The sequence below is a fragment of the Hungatella sp. genome (assembly GCF_046966825.1).
The window spans coordinates 21885-32536 of record NZ_JBKVCZ010000077.1 but is presented as its reverse complement, the minus strand read 5'-3'; the positions used below and the strand labels follow the sequence as shown (position 1 = coordinate 32536).

At 46.1% G+C, this 10652-nt stretch carries 9 protein-coding genes and 1 pseudogene; 1 reads left to right on the top strand and 9 read right to left on the bottom strand.

Annotated features, from left to right (window positions below):
- The 4 genes and pseudogenes from ACLTD4_RS21085 to ACLTD4_RS21070 all read right to left on the bottom strand — a co-directional run.
- Positions 1 to 1100: pseudogene (locus ACLTD4_RS21085) on the bottom strand (hypothetical protein); the annotation flags it as partial.
- A 40-nt stretch (positions 1101 to 1140) separates the two neighbouring features.
- A complete protein-coding gene (locus tag ACLTD4_RS21080; protein WP_243008433.1) occupies positions 1141 to 1605 on the bottom strand; it encodes a hypothetical protein in 465 nt (154 codons plus the stop codon).
- A 126-nt stretch (positions 1606 to 1731) separates the two neighbouring features.
- Positions 1732 to 2958 carry a bacterial transcriptional activator domain-containing protein gene (locus tag ACLTD4_RS21075; protein WP_243008434.1) on the bottom strand — a complete coding sequence of 409 codons (1227 nt, stop codon included), beginning with the start codon at positions 2956 to 2958 and terminating at the stop codon, positions 1732 to 1734.
- 14 nt (positions 2959 to 2972) lie between these two features.
- A complete protein-coding gene (locus tag ACLTD4_RS21070) occupies positions 2973 to 3407 on the bottom strand; it encodes a hypothetical protein (RefSeq protein WP_117621795.1) in 435 nt (144 codons plus the stop codon).
- Between the two features lie 269 nt (positions 3408 to 3676).
- On the opposite strand from ACLTD4_RS21070, the gene ACLTD4_RS21065 reads away from it, so the two are divergent.
- Positions 3677 to 3955: a helix-turn-helix domain-containing protein gene (locus tag ACLTD4_RS21065; RefSeq protein WP_055655634.1), complete on the top strand. Its 279-nt coding sequence runs from the start codon at positions 3677 to 3679 to the stop codon at positions 3953 to 3955.
- 71 nt (positions 3956 to 4026) lie between these two features.
- On the opposite strand, the gene ACLTD4_RS21060 is transcribed toward ACLTD4_RS21065, so the two are convergent.
- From ACLTD4_RS21060 to ACLTD4_RS21040, 5 genes are read right to left on the bottom strand one after another with little or no spacing between them, the layout of a single operon-like run.
- Entirely contained in the window at positions 4027 to 5427 is a 1401-nt protein-coding gene (locus ACLTD4_RS21060) for a sulfatase (protein WP_055655636.1), read from the bottom strand.
- Positions 5428 to 5446: 19 nt separating this feature from the next.
- The gene (locus tag ACLTD4_RS21055; protein WP_412331540.1) at positions 5447 to 7381 is read right to left on the bottom strand and encodes a hypothetical protein; all 1935 of its coding nucleotides are present in this window, start codon (positions 7379 to 7381) and stop codon (positions 5447 to 5449) included.
- A 13-nt stretch (positions 7382 to 7394) separates the two neighbouring features.
- A complete protein-coding gene (locus ACLTD4_RS21050) occupies positions 7395 to 8228 on the bottom strand; it encodes a carbohydrate ABC transporter permease (protein WP_055655640.1) in 834 nt (277 codons plus the stop codon).
- A 14-nt stretch (positions 8229 to 8242) separates the two neighbouring features.
- The gene (locus tag ACLTD4_RS21045; RefSeq protein ID WP_117621793.1) at positions 8243 to 9133 is read right to left on the bottom strand and encodes a carbohydrate ABC transporter permease; all 891 of its coding nucleotides are present in this window, start codon (positions 9131 to 9133) and stop codon (positions 8243 to 8245) included.
- Positions 9134 to 9162: 29 nt separating this feature from the next.
- On the bottom strand, positions 9163 to 10569 hold the full coding sequence (locus tag ACLTD4_RS21040; protein ID WP_117621792.1) for an extracellular solute-binding protein: 1407 nt from the start codon (positions 10567 to 10569) through the stop codon (positions 9163 to 9165).
- Positions 10570 to 10652: the final 83 nt, after the last annotated feature.

Genomic DNA, 10652 nt, shown 5'->3' with positions numbered 1-10652 from the left:
CCTCCGGTCTCCTGTGTTCCTCCGGCTTCCACCTTTCCGCCACTCTCCTGCTTTCCTCCGGCTTCCACCTTTCCGCCACTTTCCTGCGTTCCTCCGGCTTCCACCTTTCCGCCACTCTCCTGCGTTCCTCCGGCCTCCGCCTTTCCGCCGTTCTCCTGCGTCCCTCCGGTTTCCTTCGCTCCCCCGCTCTCCTCATTTTCACCAATTTCTTCATTCCGGTCAGGTGCGGGGTTCTCCGGATTTGCCTCATCTTTATTTTTGCCGGGATCAGCCGCTGTATCCGGATCCGGGCTTTCCGCCGGCGTTCCATTTACACCGCCTTCAGCCGGCAGACTCACTTCCGGTTTATCAGGCTTATCCGGTTCTTCCCAAATCGCATCCGCGTTCGGAACTGTCACCTCACCAGCTTCGACATCCTCCAGATTCAAGTAAAAGGACACATCCTGCTCACCGGCATTTACATAGAGGAAGATGATATCCTCATCCCCCTTTAACTTGTAGCCGCCGTCTGCCGCATCAGCCTCCGAAGCAGTTGCGGTCCTGACGGAATCTTCTCCGGTAAGATAAGCATGATAGGCTTCTTTTGGAACACGCACCAGGATATATGCATACGCTTCCTCGCTGTCGCCGCCCAGGCGGCCAAACTTTCCATTATCGTAAAACAGAGTAAAACTGTCATATCCCTTAAATAACTTCTTATACCGCTCAGCGCTGCCGGTATCCGATTCATCTTCCGCTTCGTCATCCTCTTCGTCCTGATTCCCTGCATCGATCATTTTCATTAAATTGTTAAAATCGAACCGGTAATCATTTGTAACCGCCCGTTCCGCTTCTTCTAACAGCTCTGCTCCCTTCATCATTCCATCAGGAAGCCATATTTCCGATGCAGAACGGTCTGCGTTGCTCGGTGTTGCAGAATTCTCTTTCTTTGCATTGCTGGGAGTCGCACCAGTTCCTCCTGTTTCCACGAATTCCGCAGCAAAAGCAGCAATGTTCACATTTCCCAGACAGATGCAAACAGCCAGAAGCCAGGCCAGGCTGCGCCGCCACAGCTTCTCCAGCCGGCGTTTTTTATGTTTTTCATAAAATTGTCTATTCACAAAACTCATCATAACTCCTGCCTTTCTCAGACCCTTTCGTTCAGCCTTCTGTATCAATCTTTCCATGATCCAACGCGCTGTCTATCATTTTCAGCAGTTCCAGTGCGCTGCGGAAGCACTTCTTTTTCTTTTTATCCGCCCAGATGACTTCACCCTGCCAGGTTGCGTTCTGTCTGTACTTTACGTAAATAATAAATGTAGCCTCATCGCCCTTTTTCTCCAACAATTCCTGAACAGCCATCTGCGCCACTGCCTCCTTTTTCTCCTCCGGTTTCCGGCTTTTCTCTTCCATATAAAATGTCCGGCTTACCGTTGATGCCTCCGGGTAATTCAACGTATCGAAAAAACCATCCATCTTCTTTATTAAATCTACGGTATTTGAAAATGGGACGGGCCAGTTCTTATACAAGTACCAGATTCGTCCGCCGTACTCTCCGTTTTTACTGCTGTCTATACAAATATTCAGCAGGTTTGGTGCTGAAATCATTCTCTTAATATTTTCCATACTGATCACCTTATGTATTTACTTTATCAATTCACATATCATCAAACCCATCACGCAAATGGAAAATTTTGTATTTTTTGCTCTGAACGCAATAAAAGTATCCTCTGATATGCGGATACTTTTACTCTAATCCAGGGCCCTGTGCAGGTTGGAAAGTGATGTGACGTTAAAACTCAGCTCTGCTCTCGGCCCCGCCAGTTCCTTTAATTTACGGTTAATTCTGCGGTATACCACCGAGCAGTCCTCCTGCTTCGTTCCCACCAGCAGTACGAGATACTGAGAATTGCTGTATTTTGTATAAGCGTCTCCGCGGCGCAAAGACTGCTGTATTGCATTCTTCAGGAGATCCGAGCGTTTTTTTAGTTTTTCCTGGTTTTGAATCATTTTCCCTTCATAGTCAACCAGTGTACAGAGCATCAAAAAAACGGACTGGCCGCTTCTCTCCATAATACGGCTCATTAAACGGTACGCATCCAGGAAACTGGGATAAGAGCAGCAGTATGCGCCCTCTCCATACTGGCCTCCCTCCTCCTCAAATTCTTCCAGTTCCGACTTGATCACCTGCAGCTCATTGGGACAGCAGGTTAATTTCCCGCTCATCCTCTGATAACATTTCAGCATGGGACCCGACGGCGGGATTCCAAGTTCATCGGAATACAGTTTCACAGTCTTATCATAAAGACGGTACGCTTCCTTATATTCTCCCCGGCAGATCAGGCTGTCAATCTGGTGAACCTGCCAGTCGTCAAAGGGATAGATCTTCGCCGCTCTCGTATAGAGCCGGTATGCCGCTTCATAATCCTTCTGCTTCTTTAAATAGTCTCCCAGCCACCTGACACACGTTTCAAATACACGTTTTAACTGAAGGCTTTCCATCATAACCCAGGTTTCCGTGGACAGCGCCGGCAGAAACTCTCCCTGATAAAGCTTTGCCGCCTTCACGTAATAAGAAGCTTTTTCACTCTCTCCAACTGAAAGATTTCCTTTTTCCATCAAGCTTTTAAATTCAGCTGCATCCACATTTACCGGAATCGACTCATCGATTACGCAGAGCCCGTCCTGATTGCAGATATACATGGCTTCCGGCAATCCGGCCTGCACCATCTGTCTGCGCATACGGTAAATCAGATTATTCAAACTGTTATTAATATTGGAAACCTGCTCCCTGTCATAAAGGCTGTTCATCACCTGTTCCTTCGAGATGCCCTTTTCCCCATGGAGCCATACGATCTGAAGAAGCTGAATAAATTTGGCTGTGCTGCTGCGTCCCAGGGCTATCTCCTGCCCATCGTAAGATATGGTAAATCCCCCCAGCATCCGAATCTCCATCGTTCCAAACATTCTGTTCTCCATCTCTGTTCCCTCTGTTAATCTCCCATCGCGTTGTCCATCAGCTTCAGCAGTTCCAGCACGCTTCGGAAATTCACTTTCTTTTTTTCCTCTTCCCACATCACCTGTCCCTGCCAGCTGGCATTCCGGCGATAGCATACATAGACCGCAAAGGTCGCTTTCATGCCTTTTCGCACAATGGGACGCTTCATGACCGGAACATCCGGTCTTTCCTCATTTACCCTCTGAGGTTCTGTCTCCGAATGGAAATATCTCTCTTCCATTGCACGTTTTGGAGATTGTATCCTGTCAAATAACCGTTCCAGAGTCTTCACCATATCCAATACACTGTGAAATTTCTCACACTCATCTGCGTAAAGATGATACAGCCTTCCGCTCATCTCATCATTTTCATAGTGATCCACGCTGATGATCACTCCTCCGGGTATCATACCGTCATAGCTGATTTCCATGCCATCACCTGACTTCCTCTTGTACTCCTGACCGCCTATTTCTTTTTACGGAAATGCGCCTTTTTTTACAAAAGCATATTTTACTTTTATATAAGTATTTTTTAATTTATACAAGAATATCTTATTCATGATTTGTAAACAATTAGTTTATAGTCTATATATCGACTTTTATGTACATTTCTCTTTCTTTATAAAGTCCATTATAGCAATACTTTAGTATTTTGTAAACATTCTTTTTTCAGGATAAACTTATGGGGAAGGAGAATCATATGTTTGGTGAAATGCTTAAAATGATGAGAAAATCAAGAAATTTGAATCAGGTACAACTGGCTGCTCAACTGAATGTGACAAAACAAACGATATCGAACTGGGAAAATAATAATATACTTCCCTCTATTGATATGCTGGTAAAGATCTCCCATTATTTTTCCGTCAGCACCGACTATCTTCTGGAGCTGGATAACCGCTTCTATCTGGAAGTCTCAGGCTTGACCGTGGAGCAAATAGCACATATCCAGCAAATTATTAATGATATCCGACGCCATTGATCCGATTCTGTTTACACAGTTATCTGCAGCAAAAAAGGGGCCTCCGCACGTTTTCGTGCGGCAGCCCCTTTCTACTCTAATTTTATTAAATCTCCCGTCTCCTCCAGATGCTTAATCAGCCGTCTGTGCATCTGTGCCATCAAAGAGTGCTCCCAGGGAGAATTGGATATCAATGGATTTATTTCATATGGATCTGCCTTCCTGTTAAACAATAAATATCTTGGTACATCCTCTGGCAAATACCCTTTCTCAATCACATATTTGTATTCTGGTGTTCTGATACAGCGCCAACCGCTTCTTTTAGGATCCAGCCCTTTCTCTCTGTAAGCTTCTAAAAAAATGTCACGGCTGATATAGGCGGAGGAATATACAGCTTCATTCTCCGGTCTTTTACCGCATATAAGCCAGTCTGCCAGACAGCGTCCCTCCACAGAAGGAGGTATTGTAATATCCATAAGCCCTAACAGCGTAGGAAATATATCCACGGTCTCCATCGAGATATCATTGCGGCCTACAGGTATCTTTTCCGGGTAACTCAGCATAAAGGGAACATTAATGGATTCCTCATACCAGGTGTGTTTTCCCACATAACCATGAGCCCCCAAATGTTCGCCATGGTCAGCAGTTAATAAAACGATAGTCTGATCGTAAAGCTCATTCTCCTTTAGCCAGGTAATAATTCGTCCAAATTGTTCATCCAGTCCCGTAACTGCCGCATAGTAGCAACGGATCGCCTCGTCCAGTTCTTTGCGGCTCTTGACCCCTGGTTCTCCCGTCTGATTGTCAAAACGGTCCCCTTCGACATTAGGCGAATAATCCGGTTCTAAATCACGGTAAAGGTCATAATACTTTTCCGGTATCTTTTCAAAAGGAGGATGGGGTGGATTCCAGGAGAGGAAGAGCGCAAAAGGCTCCTTCTTCCTACTCTCCATGAACTCCAGCGCTTTATCTGTCTCATGAACCGGTGACCAAAGGTTCGTAAAGATTTTTTCGCTGTCCTCTTCCCAATAATGCATATGGAGGTGATCGTTCCATGCGTTATACGCATGCCAGTACTCAAAACCATGCCTTTTTTTCCCCGGAGGTGTATAAGCATCCCAGCCCTCCGCTCCTGATAATGGCTGACTGCCTGAGTTTAGCTCAGGACTGTCCAAGTGCCACTTTCCTATATAGCCGGTCCGATATCCAGACTCCTTAAGTACCTGGCTGATGCATAATTCTTCCGGCGAAAGACACATATCATATCCTGTCATGCAGTTTCCGAAGACTCCTGTATGAACGGCACGGCGTCCAGTAAGCAGTTCACTTCGATAGGGTGAACACAACGGACAGCCGCTCACTGCCTGATCGGTGCTAAATGCCTCCTCCGCAAACCGGTCCATATTAGGAGTCGCAATCTGAGGATTATGGAGACCTCTTGCTGTATTTCTCCATTGATCTGCAAATACGACAAGCAGATTAGGCTTTTTCATGATTTACTCTCCTTTTCATTTATTTTATACACGTTCTGATCATGCGCAGTTCCAGTGGCTCCAGTCTATATACTTCCTCCATATCGTCTTCACATATACACAGCTTTGGACCACAGCGAAGGCAGACCCTCTGTTTATCCAGTCCCGTGTTTACAAGGGCCAAAAGACCTTCTCCTGTTTTTCTGTCCAGATAATAAAGCGGCGCAATATTGGGGCTGTCTTCCACAAGAACAGGAAACTCCCCCTTTGACAGCCAATCCACAATACGCATCATCTGCCAGCTCCTGCTGCGATAAGCAAACTGCCATGTTCCTATATACCCGGGAATCACGCAGACTCTTCCCCCCAGTCTGTTTTCATACAATGTGATCCCATTTCCCAATACATTCTTGTCTTTGTCAACAAATTTGGTCAGAACTCTGCAGGCAGAATCATATTGAAGCAGAGGAACTCTGATTTTTTTATATTCCAGCCGCAGCCAGTCAGTCGGAAGCAGATTCCCGGCAAATATTCCATGGAATTCTTCCCCGCATAAAAGCTCTGCCGATGGCGAATTTAACTCGTCCCCCATATCATCACAGCCGATGTAACTTCCCAGCCCACGCCTGCATACATATCTGGCCGCGTCCCCATCCAGAATCAAACCTTTTCCCAGCAGCCTTATGAGTTCCTCACGGCTGCAGCAGAGCGCATTGACTCCAGACAGCAGGTTCACCTCCCGCTCCTCGAAACATACAGGAATACCAAGCATCGGAAATAATGTATCAAACTCCCGCTTTATAATCAGCTCATCCAGCCGTCCTCCAGGTGTCTCCAGCAGATTTTCCTGCCCCGGATACCACCATAAGAGCCCCAGCCCATCCTGCGCTTTTCCCTTACGAAGCTCTGCCGCCTTATCAAGTTCCGGTTTCCTGTCCCTGATCAACTCAACCATGGGCTTTTCCTGTACATAAGGTGTTGCCATAAAATCAAAAACATTCAGAGAAATCTTATCCGCCCCCGCCAGCGTATGCAGTTCCATCTGCAGTCCTGTCATGTTCAGGCTCTTCGTAAATCTCGTATGAGGCCAGTTTTCTACTTCACTGATAATTTCCACTTCCGGAGAAAGCTGGGCCATACTAAGTGCCATTCCCTGATGGACCGCGACCAGATCCTGATGAAGACAGTCGGAGTACGCTCCTCCAAGAGGCCTTGACAGGGGCCTGTTCGCTCCTGCAAACGTGCGCAGGAGCGTTTCCATGTCCCTTCCCTGCAGTGCATGAGCCGCCTCCCCGCTGTTCATCAACCCAATTCTTATAGCAGGATCGACGCGGTGCACCGCCTGTTCTATTCCTGCTGCCGCCTTCTTCTGGCCCTCAAAATTGACTTCCAGCCACGCTCTTCTCACCGATCTCCCTTCTTCCGAATTGCGTGTAACCGCAGCCAGAAGTTGGCCGCTATCCAATTCTCTCCCCAGTTTTTCAGACACAGCCTTCGCATGGATCGGACAGAAGCAGCCAAATGCAGCCGAATGATTCAGGCTTCGGAAGTCATCATCCACCATCAGAACAGTAGGGTGAGTAGATGCATAGACAGCACATACACTTGCAATGTAATTCTGCCATCCCTCATCCAGAATACAGTATACAGAATCAGCAGGTTGTAGACTCTCCCCTGTAAACTTTCCATATGGGAGGAGATCTTTATCCTTTAGCCTGCAGTCCACATGTCCTACGCTGGTAGCAAGATTAATACTGTATGTAATTCTCTCTTCTCTTAGCCGCTCCGCCATTTTCCCATATATCTCCGCCATCCTGCGGTGCTTTTCCATAGGAAATGGGGACATTAGTATCTGATGACACTGTTCCTTTAAATAAACCTCTTCAATCCCTGCTTCATGACACACCCAGATGATATCCTCCAGCTGCCGCTCCCATTGATCCTCATGAATCACTGCACGCAATATATAGTTCATTTCAGGCCTCCTGCTAATTTTTCATTCCACTGGTCGCGATTCCTTCAATAAAGTATCTCTGAGAGAACAGAAACATCACAATAATCGGAATCAGAACCATCGTAGCCGCAGCCATCTGAAGCCCATAGTCCACAGAATTATTCACCTGGAACATCTTAATTCCGACAGACAACATCTGTTTGGCTGGCGTAGTGATGAATATATAGGGCCCCATATAATCGTTCCATGCCCATATAAAAGTAAACAGGATCATGGTAATGACTGCCGGCTTAGCCAGAGGGAGAACAATCTGAGAATAAATCTTAAAGTGTCCGCAGCCGTCGATAATAGCGGCCTCACTCAGCGTCTCCGGTATTCCCAGGAAGAACTGGCGCACCATAAAAACAAAGAATACATCGAAAATTGATGGAAGAACGATACTCCACATGGAGTCTGTGATCCCAAATGCTTTAAAAATTACGTATTTCGGTATAATAACCGCATCCGGCGGGATCATCATGGAGGACAGCAATACGACAAAAAGTATATCCCTTCCCTTAAAACGCAGTCTGGCAAACGCATATGCTGTCAGAGTCACAATTCCAACCTTCAACACAAGTATCGTTCCCACCATAACGAACGTATTAAAATACCATCGTACAAAACTATACTGCGCGGAAAAAACTTCTTTATAATTGCTGGTGATAAAATGTTCCGGTATCAGTTTCACCGGATAGACAAATATTTCGTTCAATGGTTTGAAAGAAGCGGACAGCATAAAGATAAATGGAAAAATATTTGCTGCTCCCAAAATCAGAAGCACTGCTGTCATCACAATCTTTCCAACCTTTTTCTTATTTTGTTTCATACCGATGCCCTCTCCTAATAAATTTCGCTGCGGTTTTTGCCAACCCACTGAACAATAGTGACTCCCATAACCAGAATAAACATGACCATGGCCTGGGCACTGGCATATCCCATCCGCGCGGACGCAAAAGCCGTATCAACAATGTTGAGAGGCAGCACCGTAGTAGAATTTCCCGGTCCCCCGGCTGTGAGCACCTGAATGATCGTAAAATTCTTCAGCGAAGTAATAATAGAAGTGATCGTCAGCAAAAATGTGGTATTTCTTATGAGCGGCAATGTTACATAGATGAACTGCTGGAATCGGCCAGCTCCATCAATCTGGGCTGCCTCCTTCAGTTCCGTCGGAACTTCCTGCAGTGCCGCCAGATACGTAACAAACTGCAGCCCCACCTCTCTCCAAACAGCGATCATTACTACCGAATAAAGAGCCGTCTTCGATCCCATAAGCCACATCGGCGCATTGGTGACCCCCAATGCGCGCAATGTCTGATTCACAATTCCATCTACTGGATCTAAAAGAATAGACCATACAATGGCAATTGCTACCATATTGGAGACGTAAGGCATAAAAATCATCGCCCGTATCCCATTGCGAAAATGAATCTTCTGATTTACCAGGACTGCCAGCAAAAGGCCGGCAGCCATGACAAATGGTACAAAGCATACGGAATAAACGATGCTGTTGCGAAATGCATTCCAGAATTCCGGATCGCGGCTCATCTCAATATAGTTCCCCAGTCCAATTAAATGAGTCTTATCAATCATGCTGATATATCTCATATCAGTAAGGCTGAGTACTGCGGACAGCAGAACAGGCAGAAAATGAAACAGTGTAAATCCAATCAAGTATGGCGTGATAAACAGCCATGCGGTGAGTGCCTCTTTTTTACGCAAAGAAGAAGTCACGTATTATCATCCCTTTCCACTCTATTCTGTTATTTCTCAGCAGTTTCAATAGCCGCGTCCGCCTTTGTCTTGATATGCGTCACTGTATCATCGAGTGACTGTTCACCGATTCCATAAAGACCGCATTCATCGACAATAATATTTTTAATCTCTGTGCTCGCTGTTCCAACCGGTTTCTCATCGAATATATTTACATCCGGATCAAACCACATTGCCTGGATATCTTCTACCGTAATTCCGTCCGGTTCTAATGCCGGCAGTATCTGATCTCTGATGTAATCCTGGATTTCAGCGTCAGTCAAATCAATTCTTGCCGGAATACGTCCATATCCCAAAGTATACTGTTTTTCCGCAAACAGCTTCACTACTTCAAATGCTCTTTCTTTATTTTTCGAAGTTGTTGGAACCCATACATTACTGACTACAACGCTGACAGACGGATCTTCTCCCTCCGGATGCGGCATGGGCAGTACTCCCGCCTTCCAGTCTCTTGGATACTTATCATGATCAATAATCCAGTTTGTTGTCCATCCGCCGCAGACACTCATTCCTACCTTACCAGTGGTAAAGTAATCCACCGGCATCTGTTTACTCTTCTGTACCAGATAGGAAGGCTGAATCTTCTCAGTATTTCCCAGATCGTAATACCATTTCACACTCTCCTTAAACAGCGGATCGTCATAATTGGAGGTACCATCCTCTTTATAGTGGCTGAATCCCTTCTGCATGGCATACATATAATTGTAATGAACCCAGTCCGGATTGTACGCACCATAGATGCCTGCCTTTTCATCTGTCAGCTTCTTTCCAATCTCTATAAACTTCTCCCATGTCCAGTCCTTTGCCTCCGGATAAGAGACACCAGCCTGATCAAACACATCCTTATTATAAATCGTGATCGCCTTATCTACATAGGCAGGAAGGCCATAGACTTTTCCGTCAAAAGACGCCGGATAATCACCAAAGATCTTTTCGATATCGTAACCTGCTGCTTCCGCCAACGGTCCCAGTTCCTCGATCACCCCGGCTTCATAAAATTGCTTCATATTGGAATAGGCATCCTCTACAATATCAAACTCATCTCCAGCCATCAGACTGATCAAAAGCTTATTGGCTTCTCCCGCTCCCGGATCAGGGAGTGCAATTATCTCTATATCTACATTGCAGGCTTCTTCCGCCATAGCCGCCATCTCTTCAAATTCTGCCCGTCCAGCCTCACTGGCCTTCACTGCCCATTTTAAGTGAACCTTTTCCCCCGACTGTTCACTCGCTGGCTGTTCATTTTTAGACTCCTCGTTTTCAGAGGATTCCTTTCCCTCTTCCTTTGCTGCTAATGACGGATCTGATGCACTCTGCGCCGTATTTGCCCCCTTGCAGCCGCCCATCACAGAAGCAGCCATAGCAAGCGCCAATACAAAACTCAATTTTTTCTTCATGGTAGTTACCCCTCTCTTTCTTTATGGCTCAAGTATAGCATTGGGTCCGTACCGCAGCCATAAAAAAGAACTACGATTTCCGG